General features: G+C 64.3%; 13 protein-coding genes. 10 read left to right on the top strand and 3 right to left on the bottom strand.

From position 1 onward, the window contains the following. Window positions 1-87 precede the first annotated feature (87 nt). Genes ABDW49_RS15560 through ABDW49_RS15535 form a run of 6 tightly spaced genes read left to right on the top strand, consistent with a single transcriptional unit; the run spans window position 88 to window position 6,090 of the window. A complete protein-coding gene (locus ABDW49_RS15560) occupies window positions 88-738 on the top strand; it encodes a DUF2291 family protein (RefSeq protein ID WP_343612920.1) in 651 nt (216 codons plus the stop codon). After that, the gene (locus ABDW49_RS15555; RefSeq protein WP_343612919.1) at window positions 735-2,243 is read left to right on the top strand and encodes a sugar ABC transporter ATP-binding protein; all 1,509 of its coding nucleotides are present in this window, start codon (window positions 735-737) and stop codon (window positions 2,241-2,243) included. Before ABDW49_RS15560 ends, ABDW49_RS15555 begins: the two co-directional genes overlap by 4 nt. After that, window positions 2,240-3,313, top strand: coding sequence for an ABC transporter permease (locus tag ABDW49_RS15550; protein WP_343612918.1), 1,074 nt, complete (start codon window positions 2,240-2,242; stop codon window positions 3,311-3,313). Before ABDW49_RS15555 ends, ABDW49_RS15550 begins: the two co-directional genes overlap by 4 nt. Then, on the top strand, window positions 3,314-4,129 hold the full coding sequence (locus ABDW49_RS15545) for a DeoR/GlpR family DNA-binding transcription regulator (RefSeq protein WP_343612917.1): 816 nt from the start codon (window positions 3,314-3,316) through the stop codon (window positions 4,127-4,129). Beyond that, window positions 4,126-5,082: a D-ribose ABC transporter substrate-binding protein gene (locus ABDW49_RS15540; protein WP_343612916.1), complete on the top strand. Its 957-nt coding sequence runs from the start codon at window positions 4,126-4,128 to the stop codon at window positions 5,080-5,082. Before ABDW49_RS15545 ends, ABDW49_RS15540 begins: the two co-directional genes overlap by 4 nt. 33 nt (window positions 5,083-5,115) lie before the next feature. Next, the gene (locus ABDW49_RS15535) at window positions 5,116-6,090 is read left to right on the top strand and encodes a TIM barrel protein (protein WP_343612915.1); all 975 of its coding nucleotides are present in this window, start codon (window positions 5,116-5,118) and stop codon (window positions 6,088-6,090) included. Between the two features lie 42 nt (window positions 6,091-6,132). Here ABDW49_RS15535 and ABDW49_RS15530 read toward each other — a convergent pair whose 3' ends face one another. From ABDW49_RS15530 to ABDW49_RS15520, 3 genes are read right to left on the bottom strand one after another with little or no spacing between them, the layout of a single operon-like run. Continuing rightward, window positions 6,133-7,608: a glycoside hydrolase gene (locus ABDW49_RS15530; RefSeq protein WP_343612914.1), complete on the bottom strand. Its 1,476-nt coding sequence runs from the start codon at window positions 7,606-7,608 to the stop codon at window positions 6,133-6,135. After that, window positions 7,605-8,957 carry a glycoside hydrolase family 27 protein gene (locus ABDW49_RS15525; protein ID WP_343612913.1) on the bottom strand — a complete coding sequence of 451 codons (1,353 nt, stop codon included), beginning with the start codon at window positions 8,955-8,957 and terminating at the stop codon, window positions 7,605-7,607. The genes ABDW49_RS15530 and ABDW49_RS15525 overlap by 4 nt, the downstream gene beginning before the upstream one ends. Continuing rightward, window positions 8,954-10,537, bottom strand: a complete 1,584-nt coding sequence (locus tag ABDW49_RS15520) for a DUF5597 domain-containing protein (RefSeq protein ID WP_343612912.1) — start codon at window positions 10,535-10,537, stop codon at window positions 8,954-8,956. Before ABDW49_RS15520 ends, ABDW49_RS15525 begins: the two co-directional genes overlap by 4 nt. A 406-nt stretch (window positions 10,538-10,943) precedes the next feature. On the opposite strand from ABDW49_RS15520, the gene ABDW49_RS15515 reads away from it, so the two are divergent. The 4 genes from ABDW49_RS15515 (at window position 10,944) to ABDW49_RS15500 (ending at window position 18,866) form a co-directional block, all read left to right on the top strand. Next, entirely contained in the window at window positions 10,944-13,715 is a 2,772-nt protein-coding gene (locus tag ABDW49_RS15515) for a TonB-dependent receptor (protein WP_343612911.1), read from the top strand. Between the two features lie 71 nt (window positions 13,716-13,786). Further along, window positions 13,787-14,497: a DUF6445 family protein gene (locus ABDW49_RS15510; RefSeq protein WP_343612910.1), complete on the top strand. Its 711-nt coding sequence runs from the start codon at window positions 13,787-13,789 to the stop codon at window positions 14,495-14,497. After that, a complete protein-coding gene (locus ABDW49_RS15505; RefSeq protein ID WP_343612909.1) occupies window positions 14,494-16,032 on the top strand; it encodes a tryptophan halogenase family protein in 1,539 nt (512 codons plus the stop codon). The genes ABDW49_RS15510 and ABDW49_RS15505 overlap by 4 nt, the downstream gene beginning before the upstream one ends. A gap of 8 nt (window positions 16,033-16,040) precedes the next feature. Then, the gene (locus ABDW49_RS15500) at window positions 16,041-18,866 is read left to right on the top strand and encodes a beta-galactosidase (protein ID WP_343612908.1); all 2,826 of its coding nucleotides are present in this window, start codon (window positions 16,041-16,043) and stop codon (window positions 18,864-18,866) included. Window positions 18,867-19,003 lie beyond the last annotated feature (137 nt).

The following is a 19,003-nucleotide window of genomic DNA, read 5'->3' as shown; positions in this document are numbered from 1 at the left end:
GAGTTTGTGCGCTTGTCAGGGGGCGATAGTCAGGTTAGCTTGGCTCCAACGAAGGCGATCATAAAAGATTGCAAAGAGAGGATAGCCGTGGCCCCCAAGGGACTGAACACCACGCCTGCACTGCGCTTTTGTGCTGCCGCTGCCCTTGTGGCGGCGCTGGGCGGCTGCAAGGTGCTGACGCTGGAGCAGGATCGCCAGATGCGCGCTGTGGCGCAGGGAGGATTCGATGCCTCCGCGCTGGTGGACGGCATGTGGCAGGGCAAGGTGGTTCCGGCTTTGACGCAGGCCACCGTGCCGCTGGCGCCTTTGGCGGGGCAGGCGAAGGCGGGTTCGCTCGATGCCTATGGCGCGCAGCATGGGCGTCGGTCCTCCAGCGAGGCGCCCTGGATCTTTATGGTCAGCGCGCGCGGCAAGGTGGTGTCGATTGATCGGCACTCGCGCGCCGGGGTGATGGTGGTGGATGTCGCGGGGGTGGGGCCGGTGTCGGTGGCGCTGGGGCCGGTGGTGTTGTCCACGGGCTTGCGCGATTCCCTGAAATTTCTGTCCTTCAACGATCTGCCCGATCAACTGGCTTATGGCGCGGTGGCAGGGGCGCTGAACGATCATGCCTTGCGCGCGGTGGTGCCGGTGGCGGCGCATCTGGCGCCCGGAGCGCAGGTCGATGTTATCGGCGCGACTCAGGCGCCTGCCGATGGCGAGCCGTGGCAGGTGATGCCGTTGCAGGTAACAGCATCATGAGCGCGCTGCTCTCCGCAAGCGGGGTGGTGAAGCGCTATGGCGGGATCACCGCGCTGCATGGCGTGGATTTCGCCGTGCATCCGGGCCAGGTCCATGTGCTGATCGGCGAGAATGGCGCGGGCAAATCGACGCTGATGAAGATTCTGGCCGGGATCGAGGCGCCCACCGAGGGCAGCCTTTCCATCGATGGTGCTTCGGTGCAGTTGAACGGCGTGCGCGATGCCGCGCGGCGGGGCATCGGCATGGTGCATCAGGAGCTGAACCTCTGCCCCAATCTGACCGTGGCCGAAAACATCTTCCTGCTCGGTTCGGGCTCCGCGCTGCTGGACAAGGATGGCGAGCGTGAGGCGGCGCGCGGGCTGCTCGCCCGTCTGCGCCAGACCATCGACCCGGATCGCCGCGTCGATACGCTGAGCATCGGCGAGCAGCAGATCGTCGAGATCGCCAAAGCGCTGGCCGAGGAATGCCGGGTGCTGATCCTCGACGAACCCACTTCGGCGCTGAGCGAGGCCGAGGTCGAGGTGCTCTTCGAGGTGATCGGCGATCTGAAGCGCGCCGGGGTCGGGCTGGTCTATATCTCGCACCGGCTGGAGGAGCTGCTGCGCGTGGGCGATGCCATCACCATCATGCGCGACGGGCGGATCGTGGCCAATCGGCCTGCCGCACAGGCCAGCGTCGGCTGGATCATCGAGCAGATGCTGGGCGAGAACGGCAAGCTGCAACGCGAGGGCCGCGAGCCCTGCGCGGAGGGCTCGCCGGTGCTGACGCTCTCGGGCGTGTCGCGTGGGCGGGACCGGGGCGGGGCGGCGCTGGAGGATGTCGATCTGGAGGCGCGGGCGGGTTCGATCCTCGCCATCTATGGCCTGCTGGGATCAGGCCGCACCGAAATGCTCGAGGTGGCCTTCGGCGCGCGCGCGGCTGAACAAGGCACGGTTGCGCTCTGCGGGCAGGATATCACCGGGCTGTCCATCGCCCAGCGGGTGGAGAAGGGCCTGCTTTTCGTCTCCGAAGACCGCAAGGCGCAGGGGCTGTTTCCCAATCTGGATGTGGGGCGCAATATGGCGCTCAGCGATCTGGCGCGCTTTGCCCGCGCGGGGGTGGTTCAGCCCGAGAAAGAGGTCAGCGCCATCGGCCAGATGATCGCGCGGCTGGGGGTGAAGGCGGCGACGCCTCAGGTGGCGATCACTTCGCTGTCGGGCGGCAATCAGCAGAAGGCGCTGATCGGGCGGGCGCTGATGCCAGGCCCCGCTGCGCTGCTGCTCGACGAGCCGACGCGCGGGGTCGATGTCGGCGCGCGGGCGGAGGTGTTTTCCCGCATCCGCCAACTGGCGCAGGACGGGCTGGCGGTGGTCTTTACCACCAGCGACGTGCTGGAAGCTTTGGCCATTGCCGACCGCATCGTGGTGATCGCCAAGGGGCGGATCACGCTGGATGTCGCGGCGGACGCGGCCAGCGAGGCGATGCTGATCGGTGCGGCCAATGCGGAACGGGCGGTGGCGGTATGAACACTCTGGCGAAATCCATCAGCGAAAAGGGCAAGGCCTTGGCCACCAGCATTGAACCGCAAACCGCCGAATCTCGGGGGAAGGCGCAGGCCATGGCGCTGCTGCTGAAATTCCGCACGGTGCTGGCGCTGGTGGTGGTGGTGGCGATCTTCGCGGTGCTGGCGCCCAATTTCCTGTCGCTGGGCAATGCGCTGATCATGCTGAAACACATCGCCATCGTGGCGATCCTGGCCATCGGCATGACCTTTGTGATCCTGACCGGCTGCATCGACCTCTCGGTGGGCTCGATTGCCGGACTGGCGGGGATGGTGGCCGGGGCGCTGATCCTCAATGGCCTGCCGCTGACGGCGCTGGGCGTGGTGATTTACCCTTCGGTGCCCTTGATGGCGGCGATGGTGGTGGCGCTGGGCGCGGCCCTTGGCCTGTTCAACGGCTTGATGGTCAACCGCTTTCAGGTGGCGCCCTTTATCGCCACTCTGGGCATGCTGTACATGGCACGCGGCGCGGCGATGCTGATGTCCAACGGCGCGACCTTTCCCAATCTGGTCGGCAATCCGGCGCTGGGCAATGAGGGTTTCTCATGGCTGGGCGCGGGGATGGTACTGGGCATTCCGGTGCCGGTGTGGATTCTGGCGATTATCGCTTTGGGCGCGGGTTTCGTGGCGGCGCGCACCACTTTTGGCCGCCGCGTCTATGCGGTGGGCGGCAGCGAGCGGGCCGCGCTGCTTTCGGGCGTGCGGGTGGATCGGATCAAATATGCCGTCTACGCCATTTCCGGAGCAATGGCGGCGGTGGTCGGCATGCTGGTCGCCTCCGATCTGGAGGCGGCGCATCCGGCCTCGGGCGAAAGTTTCGAACTCAGCAGCATTGCCGCCGTGGTGTTGGGCGGTGCCTCGCTCACCGGTGGGCGAGGCACGATTGCGGGCACGCTGACCGGCGCCTGCGTCATCGGTGTGCTGGGTGACGGTATGGTGATGGTCGGTATCAGCGAATTCTGGCAGATGGTCATCAAGGGCGCGGTGATTGTCACCGCCGTGGTGCTTGATCGTTTGCAGGAAAGGCTGGGTTGAATGGCGCAAGAGAAACACGAGGACGAACATCGTCGCTCCGAAGGTGGCGGCGCACGCTTCGCCGAAGGGCGCCGGGCCGAGATCATGGAATGGATGCGCGAGGAAGGCAGCGCGCGGGTGCGCGACCTGTCCAAGGCTTTCAATGTTTCGGAAGTGACCATCCGCCAGGATCTGGAGCGGCTGGAGGCCGATGGCCAGATCGAGCGTGTGCATGGCGGGGCCTATCTCAAATCGGTGCCGCATCAGGTGCGCTCGATGGCGCTGCAGCATCATGAGAATATGGACGCCAAGCAGCGCATCGGCCGCGCCGCCGCCGCTCTGGTCAGCGATGGCGAGACGATCACGCTGGACAGCGGCTCGACCACCTCCGAAGTGGCGGCGGGGCTGCTGGAGCGGCGCGATCTGACGGTGATCACCAATGGGCTCAACATCGCGCTGATGCTGGGGGCGCAGCCCTCGATCACCGTGCTGATGCCTGGCGGGCAGTTCAAGGCGCCCACTTTGTCGGTCAGCGGCGAGGGATCGGCGGATTATTTCAACGGGCTTTTCGTAAAGAGCCTGTTTCTGGCGGCGGCGGCGGTCTCGATCGAGGAGGGGATCACCATTCCCTCGCTGGGCGACCTGCCGATCAAGCGGGCGATGATCGCCAGTGCGGAGAAGGTCTGGCTGGTGGTCGATTCCAGCAAGATCGGGCGTCGTTCTTTTTCAGCCATTGGGCCGGTCAGCATGATCCATGGCCTGATCACCGACAGCGGCATCTCGGACGCCGACAGGGTGCGGTTCGAGGATGCGGGAATAGAGGTCATAGTTGCATGAAGCTTGGGCGTGGCACGATTGCGGGGATTGCTTTGGGCGCACTGGCGCTGGGTGCTCTGGCCCTGTGGGGGCAGGCGGCACATAAGGCATCCCATCTGATCGTGGTCATCACGCCCTCGCTGGACAATCCTTTCTTCGGGCAGGAGGCGCTGGGGGCTCAGGCCCGTGCGGCGGAACTGGGCTATCAGACGCTGAAGTTCTCGCATGGTGACGATGCCTTCAGGCAGAGCGAGCTGATCGACACCGCCATCGCCCGCAATGCCGCCGCGATCATCCTCGACAATGCCGGGGCGGAGGCCAGTGTGGCGGCGGTGCGCAAGGCGAAGAATGCGGGCATCCCGGTCTTCCTGATCGACCGCGAGATCGCGGCGCGCGGGCTGGCGAAGGTGCAGATCGTCTCGAACAATTATCAGGGCGCGATGCAGGGGGCTCAGGCCTTTGCGCAGGGCCTTGGCGAGAAGGGCGATTACGTCGAGCTGGTCGGCAAGGAGTCCGACACCAATGCGGCGATCCGGTCGAAGGGCTTCCATCAGGTGCTCGATCAATATCCCGCGCTGCATCTGACCGCGCGGCAATCGGCCAACTGGAGCCAGTCCGAGGCCTTTACCAAGGTGCAGTCGATCCTTCAGGCCCATCCCGAGATCAAGGGCGTGATCGCCGGGAATGACACGATGGCGATGGGTGCCATCGCGGCCTTGCAGGGCGCCGGTCGGCAGGATGTGGTGGTGGTCGGCTTCGACGGTTCGAACGATGTGCGCGATGCCATCCAGCAGGGCAAGGCGGTCGCCACGGTGCTGCAACCGGCCTGGCGGCAAGCGCAGTTTGCCGTCGAGCTGGCGGATCGTTTCCTGAAGACCGGCAGCACCGGGCAGGATGAGAAACTCATCATGGATTGCCTGCTGATCACCCGTGCCAATGCCGCGCGTCTGAACAATTTTGCCCTCGGGCACTGAGCCCTATTCCCCCCAATCTGTGAGAGGATTGTCATGAGCAAGCTGACCTTCGGTGCCGGTATCTGGCACTTTGCCACCTATCTCGACCGCTATGCCACCGATGGCTACGGTCCGGCCAAGACGCTGATCGAGATGATCGATCTGGCGGGGCAGGTGCGTGACCTGTCGGTGGTGGACATCAATGCGCCGTGGAGCCCTGACATTTCGGTGGATGAGGTCGAGGTGGCGTTGAAGCGCAACAACCTCTCGGTGATCGGCATCACGCCGGAAATCTACACGCGCGAATTTTCCAAGGGCGCCTTCACCAATCCCGATGCCGGGGTGCGCCGCCGCGCCAATGAGATGTGCAATCAGGCCGCCGATCTGGTGCGCCGTTTCGGCGCGTCTTACGTGAAGCTGTGGCCGGGGCAGGATGGCTGGGACTATCCGTTTCAGGCCGACTACAAGCAGATCTGGCGCTATTCGGTCGAGGGCATCGGTGAGCTGGCCAGCCAGAACCCCGACCTCAAATTCGTCATCGAATACAAGCCGCGCGAGCCGCGCGTGCATATGAGCTATTCCTCGGTGGCGCGCACCCTGCTGGGGATCGAGGCGATGGGCCTTCCTAACGTGGGCATTCTGCTGGACTTCGGCCATGCGCTGTTCGGCGGCGAGAGTCCGGCGGATTCCGCGCAGCTTGCCATCGACCATGGCCGCCTGTTCGGCATGGATGTGAACGACAATCTGCGCAGTTGGGACGATGATATGGTGGCGGGCACCGTCCACCCCATCGAACTGTTCGAATTCTTCTACACGCTGCGCAAGAACAAGTGGGAAGGCGTGTGGCAGCTCGACCAGTTTCCTTTCCGCGAAAACTGTGTCGAGGCCGCCGATATGGCCATCGATTTCCTGAAACATATCGATGGCGCGCTGGACCGGCTGGACTGGGCCGCCTTGCAGGCCGCGCAGGACCGGCAGGATGCGATGGGCGCCCAGAAGATCGCCCGGCAGGCGCTGTTCGGCTTCTGAGCAAGGGCCGGATGGCAGGCAATGGGCCTGCCATCCGGCGTCTCAGCGACGGCGCAGACGGATCGTGGTGATCGTTTCGGGCTCCACCGGCACGGTGAAGCGATCCTGCCCGAGCCGGGGCGTATCGGCCTGTGCCTGATGATCGCGCGCGGTGGTCACGGTCTGCACCGACCATGCGCCCGGCACGTTCAGCGCCAGATGGCGCGGGGTGGTGCCGGGGTTCACATGCACGAAGACCAGCTCGCGCCCGTCGGGGCTGGCGCCGCCAATGGTGTCCTCGTCAGCGGGGCGGAACAGGTGCATGCCGGGGCGCAGATAGCGGCTGAAATTGGCCATCGCCCAATATTTGCTGGTGATGGAGATGGGATGCGGCGCATCGGGCGCGGCCTGCAGGTCCATCTTGATCAGCCCCCAATTGGAACCGGGCTTGCCATCGCGCGCGCTCAGATTTTCCACTGCCTGCCAGAAGACCCAGGCGCTGGGTTGCAGATGGCGCAGATCGGCCACGATATGGTCGGCCAGAGCCAGCGCGGGCGCCATGGCGGTGAAGCTTTCGGGGCCGCCCTTGTCGGGCGTATCGTTCTCCGACATCCACAGGCGGATATTTGCGGATGCGGCGGCATCGCGCACCCCGGTCTGATACAGCGTGCCATAGCTGTGGACGTTGAGCTGGCCGATCAGCGCGCGCGTCGGCGCCGGATAGGCCGCCCAGTCGATCAGGAAGGTGTCCGAATTGGTCTCGTCCATCGCCGCGATTTGCGTGGTGAGGCCGCGCGCCTGCAAGGCCTGTGCGCTGGCTTCCACCATGGCCGCTTGCCGCGCCGGGCTCCAATGCGCGCCTTCCTGCGTGTTGGCGGCGAACCAATAATCGGTGTTGGGCTCATTGACGGGGGAGAGGGTGCGGAAGTGGATACCGTGGCGCTTCTGCAATTCCTCGACCGAGCGGGCCAGATACTGCGCGAAGACCTGTTCCTGCCCTTCGCGCAGATTGTCGTCGCGGCCTTTTTCCGCGCCCGAGACGCGCCCGCTCACGGTCATGAACCATGGCGGCGAGTTGGAGAAAGCCTCGAAGATGGGCGCCTGCACACGGGCTTTCACGGCATCGAGCCACCAGCGCTGGTTGGGGTCGGCATTCCAGTCCCACATTTGCGGCTGATCGGGGCGCCACCAGTCATGGCCAGAGGTGCCCGCGGGTTGATGCCAGTAACCGGGCACCGCCGCGCCGGGGCGCAGATAGGGCGGGGTGGCCGCCGCATTGCCGCCGCCGATGTTGAAGCGCGCGATGGTCCAGCCAAGGCCGTCCTTGCCATAGAACAGGTCGGCCAGATGCTCGCGCACCGGGGCGGGGTAGCCGCCCGTCACCTCGGCGAACCATGCCAGCGCCGTGCCCCAGCCCTCGAAGGCCGGGCCGTCGGTCGCGCGATCCGCCGAGAGCGCGATGGTGACGGGCTGTTCGGCAGCTTGCGCCTGGGCAGAGGCCGCCAGCAGCGCCGCCATCAACAGGCCACGCGCCATCATGCGGAGAGCCGATAGAGCAGCGAGCCATGCGCGGGCACATCGCGGGTGAAGATCGCGCCGGTCTGGCCTTCATCCTTGCGCTGCCACAGATCGCGTACCTTGGCGGCGGCGGGCAGGCCGAGGCGGGGCAGGTCGAGCCTGACCTCCTTGGCCTTGTCGGCAATGTTGAACAGCGCCAGATACCATGCGCCATCCGGGGCCCGCGCCGACCAGATGGGGACATCATCCTCCCAGAAATGCGGCTGGTTGGCGTGGCTCGACTGGTTGACGGCCAGCACTTCGGGATTGGTCAGCAGGGCCAGCGTGGCCGGGGTGAGGTGCCGCAGATCGCCGCCCATGATCAGCGGCGAGCGGGCGATGCTCCACAGAGTCATCAGCGTCTGCTGTTCGTCGGGGGTGAAGCCGGTTTCGCGGGTGCCCATCTTCAAACGGCCCAGCGGCAGCATATCGGCATCGGGCCAGCCCTGACTGGCACTGCCCAGATCGCGCATCGCGCCGTTCCAGTTGGCCAGACGGGTGAACTGCGCCTTGAGCATCGCCCAGTCATCCCAGAAATCGTCCGAGATGCGCCACATCTGCGCATGCCGGCTGGCATGGGCGGCGCGCGACACGGGCGTTTCGCCGGGCGACATGCTCAGCACCATCGGACGGCCCGAGCGGGTGATGGCGGTCGCGATGGCCTCGATCTCGGGCGCATGGGCGTCATAGGGGCGGCTCAGGTCATCCACCTTGACGAAATCCACGCCCCATGAGGCCAGCAGGGCGAACACGCTGTCGTAATAGGCCTGAGCACCGGGGCGGCGCATGTCGACGCCATACATGTCCGGGTTCCACGGGCAGATGCTGTTGGTGTCGGCGATGGCGCGGGCGGTGGTGGCACCGCCCAGCACCGGCAGGTCGCGCTCCACCGCGAGGCGGGGGATGCCGCGCAGCAGATGCACGCCAAAACGCAACCCCATGGCGTGGACCTGACTGGCCAGAGGTGCAAAGCCCTTGCCGCCCGCGCTGGAGGGAAAGCGGTTGGGGGCGGGCAGCAGGCGGCCATGGCCATCCATCGCGGGCACGGGCTTGGCGTTGTAGTCATAGCCGGTGGCGCTGGGGTCATACCACTGGATGTCGACGGTCAGAATGTCATAGCCGGAGGGCAGCAGATCGCGCGCCATGATCCGGGCGTTTTCCAGAGTCTGCGCCTCGGTGATGGTGGTGGCGAAGCTGTTCCAACTGTTCCAGCCCATGGGAGGCTTTGCGGCCAGCGGACGGCGCGAGGGGGCAGGGGCGGCCTTCACCGCTGTGGCGGCCAGCCCCGTGGCGACACCGCTGGCCAGCAGCGATCGGCGCGAGACCTTCATCGCACCACCTGCGTCGTGACCATCAGGCTCTTGCCCGAAGGCGGCAGCACCAGCCCGAATGCCGTTTCATCGCCATTGAGCAGCCGGTCGCGCACCCATCGTCCATCCATGAAATGTCCTTCCTCCACGCTGACCAGTTCGACATGGCCGGTTGTGCCCAGCTTGGGCGCAAACAGCAGATTGGCCGAAGCGCCGACAATCAGAAAGCGGTTTGCCTCGGCCTGCGCCACGATCACCCGGCCCGAGAGATCGGCATTGCCTTGCCCGCGCGGGCCGCCATAGCCATCGCGCACCTCGCCGAAGCGGGCGACCGCCTCGATGTTATCGAAGGCGAGGGGGACATTGGCCAGCCCGTCTTCCTCCACGGCGGATTGGGCATGGCCCGTATCGCGCAGGGGTAGCAGGAAGGGCGCGGCATCGCGCAGCAGATGGTAATCGAGCGCGATGGGTTCCACGGCTTCCTGCCCCTTGCTCATGCCGAAGCCCTCGTCGATGCCGAATTTGGAAATGCCGAGGCTGCGCGGCTGGGCCACGGTCCAGAAGGCGTGGCGGGCGTGGGCGATGCTGCCCCCGGTCTCGGGCACGAAGAGCGGATTGCCGGGGATGTCATAGGCCTTGGCGATCTGCGTGTAGGGCGCGACATTGGTGTCGTAATTGTCCACGCCGACCACATCGATCGCCGGGGCCAGCGCCTTCCATTGCGGCAGCAGCCATGAGACCGCGCCGCCGCTGGGGCTGCTGTCTCCGGGGCGGAGCAGGCCGGGCTGTTCGCGCGGCCAGACATTGGCATACATCGGCAGATCATAGGCCTTGCGCCCCGCCGCCGCGACCGCGCCGATATAGCGCGCGGTGTGATAGGCCATAAAGGCCTCGGGCGCCTTTTCGGCATAATTGTCCTGCCATGAACCCGCTTTGGCGCCCGGCATGTCGGCGGGGACGGGGGCGTTGAACAGGGCTTCGGCCGCTGCGGAGTGGTCGCGGTCGGCGCCCAGTGTTCCGGCCTCATTTTCCACCTGCACCATGATGATCGTGCGCTGTTTGCCGTCCACGGCCTTGATATGCGCCATCAGTGCGGCAAAGGCCTTGGCATCGGCATTGCGGCTGGCCTCGGCGATGGGGGAGAGCGCGTCGATGGGGTGGTGATCGGCGTCCTCGACGCGCGGGAAACGCTGTGTGTCGCGCTTCACCCAGGCCGGGGCGTAGGACATTTTCGCGTTCTTCCAGCTGCCGAACCACAGCAGGGCGACGCGGATTTTCTGGGCGCGGGCTTCGGCGATCAGGCCGTCGATGGTGGAGAAGTCGAAGCGGCCTTCCTCGGGCTCGATGCTTTCCCAGCCCAGCGGGACCATCACCGTGTTGGCATGGCTGCGCCTGATGGCGGGGGCGAGGGCATGGAAGGTCTCGGCAAAGCCGCTGGAGTTGTTGAGCTGGATGCCGAGAATCAGGAAGGGCTTGCCATCAACGGTGAGCACCTTCTGGCCGGCACTGTCGCTGGTGAAGCGGCTGTCCTGAGCCTGCGCTGCAAGCGGCATGCCCGCCATGGCCAGCAGCCCTGCCATGGCCGCGAGTCTTGTCTTCATCAACCTTCCCCCTCTCGTTTCGGCTCTTCTGGCCGCCGTCTTTGCACGGTTGGTCGCGGCTCTCGCCACAGGATGCACCGATGAGATGTGATGCATTATTGTCATACTATAATGGCTTATATGCTCTATCAAGTCAGATAAAAATGCCGTTTGAATGATGGGGTGGCCTGTCATTTTCGCTGGGGGCACGAGTGGTGAAATTTCTCAATAATATAATGAATATATGGAATAAATTCCGAAATTTTGATGCGTCTTTCAGGTGTAAAAACAAGAATCTTCGCCTCCTCTGCAAAAAGTTCTTGTTGGACAAATGATTCTGCTTAAATATGACAAGCGACGATGCACCGCAAAGCGGGCAAAACAGGGGAGTGGATCAAACATGCGGAGTTTTCGCAGTCGCTATCTTATGAGCGTTTCCATCACGGCAGCCTGCACCATGCTGGCAGGGGTGCCCGCTTTCGCCGCCGATGCCGAGCCGCTCGCTGCCAGTCCGCTGGCGCAGCAGGCACCCGGTGGCTCTGCCGCCAATTCGCAGGACATCATCGTGACCGGCGTGCGCGCCAGCCTCCGTTCGGCGCAGGCGATCAAGCGCAATGCCAATCAGATCGTCGATTCCGTCGAGGCGACCGACATCGGCAAGCTGCCCGACGCCAACACGGTCGAGGCGCTGCAGCGCATCACCGGCGTGCAGATCCAGCGCCGCTATGGCGAGGGCGCGACCGATTTCGACCATCGCACCCAGCCCGCCATCACCGTGCGCGGCCTCACTCAGGTCAGCAATTTCATCGATGGCCGCGCGGCGATTTCGGCGGCGGGCGGGCGTTCGCTCGATCTGGAGGCGCTGCCGCCCGAACTGCTGGCCGGCATCGATGTCTACAAGAATCCGCCCGCCGACACGATCGAGGGTGACATTGCCGGTGTGGTCAACATCCGCACCCGCCTGCCTTTCGATGCCAAGGGCCAAGTCATCAGCGCGACGGTCAAGGGCAATTACTATGATCGCGCCAAGAAGACGGGCGACAGCTTCTCGCTGCTGTATAGCAACCGCTTCCACACCTCGATCGGCGAGATGGGTTTCCTCGTCAACGCCAGCTATGCCAAGAGCTTCTATCAGCAGGACGCGCTGATCATCGGCGCCTTTGGCGCGGTGCCCGCCGGCACAAACATCGCGGGCGCCCCGGCCAATGCGCAGGTGCCCTATGGCGTGCAGATCTATGACGACAGCGGCAATCGTCAGCGCATCGGCGTGGCGGGGGCCTTCCAGTGGCAGCCCTCCAGCACGCTGCTGGTGACGGCGCAGGCGCTGTATTCGCGCTACAAGTTCTACCGTCAGGGCAAATATTATTACTACAACAACAATGGCAATCCCAGCACCACGCCGAATGCCAACGGCACCTTCACCTTTGACAGCGCGGGTTATGCGACCTCGGGCTCACTCAGCAATATGGTGTTCGAATCCTCGCGCTTCGATCAGGACCTGACCGATACGGTCGGCAATTACACGCTGAATGTGAAATGGAACCCCAGCAACCGGTTCAAGAGCACCTTCGACTTCCAATATCTGAAATCGACCTACAATGCCGATCGCAACGGCTTCGTCATTTCGCTCTATGACAAGGCGGGCGAGACGCCTTACAATGCCCTGCATCAGAGCATCGTCGATTTCGATCTGCGCGGCTCCAGCCCGGTCTGGAATGTGCGCAATCCGGGGCTGCTGTCGAACCCGGCCAATTACGCCTTCACCTATATGGCCGACGCGCTTCAGCGCAACGATGCCGATCAGCTCGCGCTGCGCTACGATCTGGAATATGACGCCGAGGGCGGCTTCCTGAAGAAGCTGCGCGGCGGCGCGCGCTATGCCGACAGCACGGTCGATCTGCGCGGCACGTGGAATGCCTTCTGCCTGGTGCCCAGCGGCGCCAATCCGGGATGCAACGCGGCGGCGGGAACGCCCTTCGTGCCGGTCTCGGCGCATCCCGAACTGGCGATCAGCGGACCTTCGTCCAACTTCTTCGACGGGCGCACGCTGACCGGCGGCATTCTCTATCCCAGCTTCGAATCCGGCTCCAGCCTGTGGGACAGCCTGACCAAGACCGAAGCGCTGTTCAACACCAGCCCCAAGAATTACTTCGCCCCCGCCGATCTCAACCATCAGACCGAGAAGTCGATCAGCGGCTATGTCACGGCTGACTTTGCCAACAAGCTGTTTGGGCTGGAGTTCGATGGCACGGCGGGCGTGCGCGTGGTCAACACCAAGACCGGATCGACCGGGGTGATCTTCAACAGCGACGGCTCGATGGCGCCGCTCGATGTGCGGCGCAGCTACACCAAGGCGCTGCCCAGCTTCAACCTGAGGCTGCATCTGGCGCCCAAGGTGCAGGCGCGCTTTGCCTTCTCGCAATCTTTCGCGCGGCCCAATTTCGACCAGATGTCGACCAATGTGACGCTCAATCAGGTGACGCAGGTCAGCCCGATCACCGGGCGCCCCAGCGGCTCCTCGGGCAACCCCTATCTCAGCCCGATCACCTCGACCAATTATGACGCGACGGTGGAATGGTATTTCGCCCCGTCCGGATCGCTGACGGGCGGTTTGTTCTACAAGCAGGTCGATGGCTTCCTGGCCAGCGGCACTGTGGTGCGGACGTATAATGGCACGCCCTTTGATATCGGCACCACGGTCAATTCGGGCAAGGGCACGATCAAGGGCTTTGAAATCGCCTATCAGCAGTTCTTCGACTTCCTGCCGGGCATTTTCAGCGGCTTTGGTCTTCAGGCCAATTACACCTTTGTCGACAGCAACGTCACCAATCCTTTCGCGGCGGCCGGAAGCAACGTCCCGACCACCGTGCCGCTGGAGAAGCTGTCCAAGCACAGTTACAATCTGGTGGGGCTCTATCAGAAGGGGCCGGTCTCGGGCCGCCTCGCCTGGAGCTGGCGCGGCACCTATCTGGACACGACTTATGGCAGCGGCGCCAATGGTTTGCCGCAGTTCCAGAAGCCCTATGCCTCGCTTGACGCTTCGGTGAGCTACAACATCACCAAGCATATCGCGGTGTCGGTCGATGCGGTGAACCTGCTCAACCGCATGACCGAGACCTATATCAACACCACCAGCCAGCCGCTGCAATATACGCTGAACGATCGGCGTTACGGCTTCTCGCTGCGCGCAACCTATTAAGAGACCCTCCCTGGGCCGGCGCGTTATACGCGCGCCGGTTCCTTTTTCGGATTGTGTGCGAAAAGAGGGTGATGATGGCATCTGCATCGACAGTCGCGTCGCAAACATCGGTCTCGCTGCTGCGCCTGACGGGCAGTGACGAGCCGGTCCTGGTGATCGACACCGTAACGGGGCAGGCCGAGCATCTGATCGCCGCCGCCAGCCGCTCTCGCTTCGAACCGGCCAGCGCGGTGGGCAGTGGCTATCCCGGCCTGCTGGGCCCCGCGCCGCATGCCTATATCGATGCCCTGGTGCGTTTTGTGCTGCCCTTGCTGCAGCAGCATTGGGCCATCGGTCCGATCCGTCCCAAGCGGGCGAGGGGCAATTTCTCGCTGGTCACCACGCCGCCCGAAGCCTTGTCTGTGGAGCAACGCATCCCGCATGTGGATGCCGCCGATCCGCTGCAATTTGCCGCCGTCCATTACCTTTGCGATGCGGAACATGGCGGGACGGGTTTCTTCCGCCACCGTGCCACCGGTTTTGCAACGCTCGATCCCGCGCGGGTCGAGATTTTCAACAGGGCGCGGGATGAAGAAACCGCTCCTTCTTCTGGCTATCTTACCGAAGACAGTGCAGAATTCGAACTGATCGGTTCCTGTGAGGCCCAAATGGATCGACTGGTGGTTTATCGTTCCTCACTGTTCCATTCCGGCCTGATCCGCGCTGTGCCCGAGCATGCCGAAGATCCCCGACGCGGCCGCCTGACCGGCAATCTCTTCCTGCAATGCGAGGTGGCCCGATGACTCATGAAGCTTTGCGCAGCATTGCCATCATCGGCGGCGGCACGGCGGGCTGGATGACGGCAGCGGCGCTGGCCCGCGTGCTGGGGCGGCCCGATCTCACCATCACGCTGGTGGAATCCGAGGAGATCGGCACCGTCGGCGTGGGAGAGGCCACGATCCCGCCCTTGCTGGCCTTCAACAGCCTGCTGGGCATCGATGAAGATCACTTTATCCGCGCGACCGGCGCCACCTTCAAGCTGGGGATCGAGTTCACCGACTGGCTTCACCATGGCCATCGCTACTTTCATCCTTTCGGCAATTATGGTGTCGATTTTGGGCCGATCCCTTTCGATGGCTTGTGGCATCGATTAAAAGCAAACGGCGACACCACGTCGCTTGAAGACTATTCGATCTGCGCGCTGGCTGCCCGCGAGAACCGCTTCGATCGGCCCAGCGGGGGCACGAACACGCCGCTTGGCCATATCGGCTATGCCTTCCATTTCGATGCGGCGCGCTATGCCGCCTTCCTGCGCGGCCATGCCGAAACATCGGGCGTGATCCGCAAGGAAGGCAAGGTCACGCAGGTCCATCAGGACGGCGACACCGGCTTTATTGCCAGCGTGGAGCTGGCCTCGGGCGAGCAGATCGCCGCCGATCTCTTTGTCGATTGCTCCGGTTTCCGGGGGCTGTTGATCGATCAGACGCTGGAGGCCGGTTTCGAGGATTGGGGCCATTGGCTGCCCAATGATCGCGCCGTCGCGGTGGCCTGTGAACGCTCCGGCCCGCTCACGCCTTACACACGCTCCACCGCGCGCGAGGCGGGGTGGCAATGGCGCATTCCGCTGCAGCATCGCGTGGGCAATGGCTATGTCTATGCCAGCGATCACCTGAGCGATGAGGCCGCTGAGGAAGCATTGGTCAGCAGCCTCGAAGGCCAGATGCTGGGCAGCCCGCGCCTGCTGCGCTTCCGGGCCGGGCGCCGCAAGGCTTTCTGGGCGAAGAACTGCATCGCGCTCGGTCTGGCGAGCGGCTTTCTCGAGCCGCTGGAATCCACCAGCATCCATCTGGTTCAGGCGGGCATCGCGCGGCTGCTCGAAATGGTGCCGACCCGCGCTTTCGAACCTGCTGATATCCGCCGCTACAACCGGCTGATGACAACCGAGTTTGAAAGTATTCGCGATTTCCTGATCCTCCATTTCCACGCCACCCAGCGCAGCGATACGCCCTATTGGGATCATCTCCGCACCATGCAGGTGCCCGACAGTCTGGCCGAACGCATCGCCATCTATCGCGCCACCGGCCGCGTCTTCCGTGAGGCGGATGAACTCTTCAGCAAGACAAGCTGGCTGGCGGTGATGCACGGGCAGGGGCTGATCGCGGCGGGGCATGATCCGCTGGCCGATGGCATGCCGCTGGCCGAGGCGCAGGCGCGGCTCCAGCGCGTGGCGCAGGTCACCGCCGCCGCGGCGCGACAAATGCCCGAACATGCCGATTTCCTGCGCCGCCGCTGCGGCGTCAGCGATCCCGCCTTTCTCAACACTGTGCTGACACCATGAGGACCCTGATGAGGATCAAACTCCCCCGCCTCAAATCCCTGCTGCTGATGGCTTCGGCGGCCACCATGGCCTGCGCCACCGTGTCCCGCGCCGACCAGCCTGCGGCGCCGCATACCATCGCCTTCGATCAGTACAGCTTCCTTGTCGATGGCAAGCGGGTCTATCTCTGGTCGGGCGAGTTCCATCCCTATCGCCTGCCGAGCCCTGAATTGTGGCGCGACATCTTCCAGAAAATGAAGGCGGCGGGCTTCAACACCACTTCGATCTATTTCTCATGGGGCTATCACTCGCCGCGTGAGGGTGAGTATGATTTCACAGGCATTCGCGACATGGACCGCGTGCTGGATGAGGCGCAGAAGGCGGGGATCTATGTCATCGCCCGTCCCGGTCCCTACATCAATGCCGAGGTCGACAGCGGTGGCTTTCCCCTCTGGCTGACGCAAAAGCCGGTGAAGAACCGCAGTCCCGATCCCGACTACATCAGGCTGGGCGATGAATGGCTGACCCAGATCGACAAGATCATCGCAAGACATCAGTTGTCGGACGGGCGGGGCAGCGTCATCGCCTATCAGATCGAAAACGAATATTACAACGGCGACGAAAAGGGCCGCGACTATATCCAGCATCTGCGTGACAAGGCCAAGGCCGATGGCATCACCGTGCCGCTGGTCGGCAATCACAACGATACGTTCGTGTCGGGCAAAGGCGCGATGGATGTCACCGGCTGGGATTACTATCCGCAGGGCTTCGACTGCTCGCATCCCGAACAATGGAAGCCCGCGCCCGATATGGCCGCGCATCGCCATGCCGGGCAGCCGCTGTTCACCGCCGAGTTCCAGGGCGGCGCCTTCGACCCATGGGGCGGCCCCGGCTATGCCCAATGCGCGAAGCTGATCAACGACCGCTTCGCCAATGTCTTCTACAAGGAGAACATCGCGGCGGGCGCCACGGCGCAGAATTTCTACATGCTCTATGGCGGCACCTCATGGGGCTGGCAGGCGATCCCGCAGAATTACACCTCCTATGACTATGGCGCGGCGATCACCGAGGCCCGCCAGTTCGAGCCCAAATATTACGAGGACAAGCGCATCGGCTATCTGGTGACGGGCCTGCCCGCGCTGCTGAAAACCGATGATCTGAAGCCCCGCGCACCGGACAATCCCCGCCTTGTGGAGATCGCGCGGATCAACCCCGAGACCGGCACGCAATTCCATCTGCTGCGCCATGGCGACACGACGGCCTCGACGGTGGAAAGCACCCATATCGCCCTGTCGCTGAAGGAGGGGGCTTTCCCGCGCATCCCGCAGCAGCCCGGCACGGCGATCCGCATCGATGGACGCGAAAGCAAGCTGCTGGTGGCCGACGCGAAGATCGGCGCGGCCACGCTGGTTTATTCGACCTCCGAAGTGATGACACAGGCCGCCATCGGCGGGCGCGATGTGGGCGTACTCTATGGACGCGCGGGCAGTGATGGCGAGACGGCGCTGGCCTTCAAGGCCAAACCGCAGATCAAGGTGCTGGACGGGCAGGCCACCACGAGCTGGTCGAAGGGCATCCTGCGCATCAACTATCAGCATCATGGCCTGCTGCGCCTGCTGATCGAAGGCGGCGAGCGTCCGCTGCTGTTGCTGATCGGCGAGAACAGCGCCACCGACCGCATCTGGCGTCAGGACACGGCGCAGGGCCCGGTGCTGCTGCTCGGCTCGCATCTGCTGCGCAGCGCGCATGGTGATGGCGACACGCTGGCGCTGACCGGCGATGGCGATGCCGACAATCACGCCGAAGTCCTCGCCGGGAAGGCCCAGCGCATCACATGGAATGGCGCCCCGGTGCAGGTCGCGCCGACGCCATCCGGTACGCTGGCCTTCGATCTGCCCGTGCCCAAGGCGCTGACTCTGCCCGCGCTCGATCACTGGACCAGCCGTGAGGATCAGCCCGAAACCAGCCCCGCCTTCGATGACAAGGGCTGGAAGCAGGCCGACCTCACCGCCAGCAGCAGTGTCACCAAGCCCGGCTCGCTGCCGGTGCTGTTCGCCGATGACTATGGCTTCCACACCGGCAACACATGGTATCGCGGCCATTTCAGCGGGAAGGCCGCGCCTTCAGGCATCAAGCTCAATGTGAAGAGCGGTGGCCCGGCAGGGGCCTTCTCGGTCTGGCTCAACGGGCATTTTCTGGGCAGCGTCACAAGCAACGAGACGGGCGCCTTCAGCTTCCCCGCCAATCTGGTGGTGGCGGGAGACAATGTCGTCTCGGTGCTCACCGTCAATATGGGGCATGAGGAGGATTACAACTCCACCGGCGAGAACCGCACGGCGCGCGGCATCGTCGCCGCCGTGCCGCTGGGGGCGGGCGCCGATGCCATCCGCTGGCGCCTGCAGGGCGCGGTCACCGGGCAGGATGCCTTGCGCGGGCCCTACAATCTGGGCGGCCTGCATGGCGAGCGCGAAGGCTGGCCGACCAGCCATGACACCGCCGGATGGACCCGGACCAGCCTGCCCGCCGACACCGCAACCCCGGGCATCCGCTGGTATCGCAGCGATGTGACGCTGGATCTGCCGCAGGGGCAGGACAGTTCGCTCAGCCTTGCCATTCAGGATCCGCCGGGGCGCCACTATCGCGCGCTGATCTTCGTCAACGGCTGGCAGATGGGCCATTATATCGCCGATATGGGCCCGCAGAGCCGTTTTCCCATTCCCTCAGGGGTTCTTGACGGGCATGGCGTTAACCATATCGCCATTGCGGTGTGGAAGACGGATGACACGCAAGGCGGGTTGGGACATGTGTCGCTGATCGATGAAGGCAGTTTCACCGCGCCCGACACCGCTCGATAACAGGAATTACGCATGAGCCAGCGCCTCGACCTTTCCAGCAGCGACCATGACGCAGGCGAGGTCGAGGACGATATCCGGGACACGCCAGAAACCGGATCCGAGGCCGATCAGGCGCGGGCCGGCCGCAATCTGACCCA

The sequence above is a fragment of the Novosphingobium sp. genome, assembly GCF_039595395.1.
Lineage (GTDB): Bacteria > Pseudomonadota > Alphaproteobacteria > Sphingomonadales > Sphingomonadaceae > Novosphingobium.
This window is presented reverse-complemented; position numbering and strand designations above follow the sequence as displayed.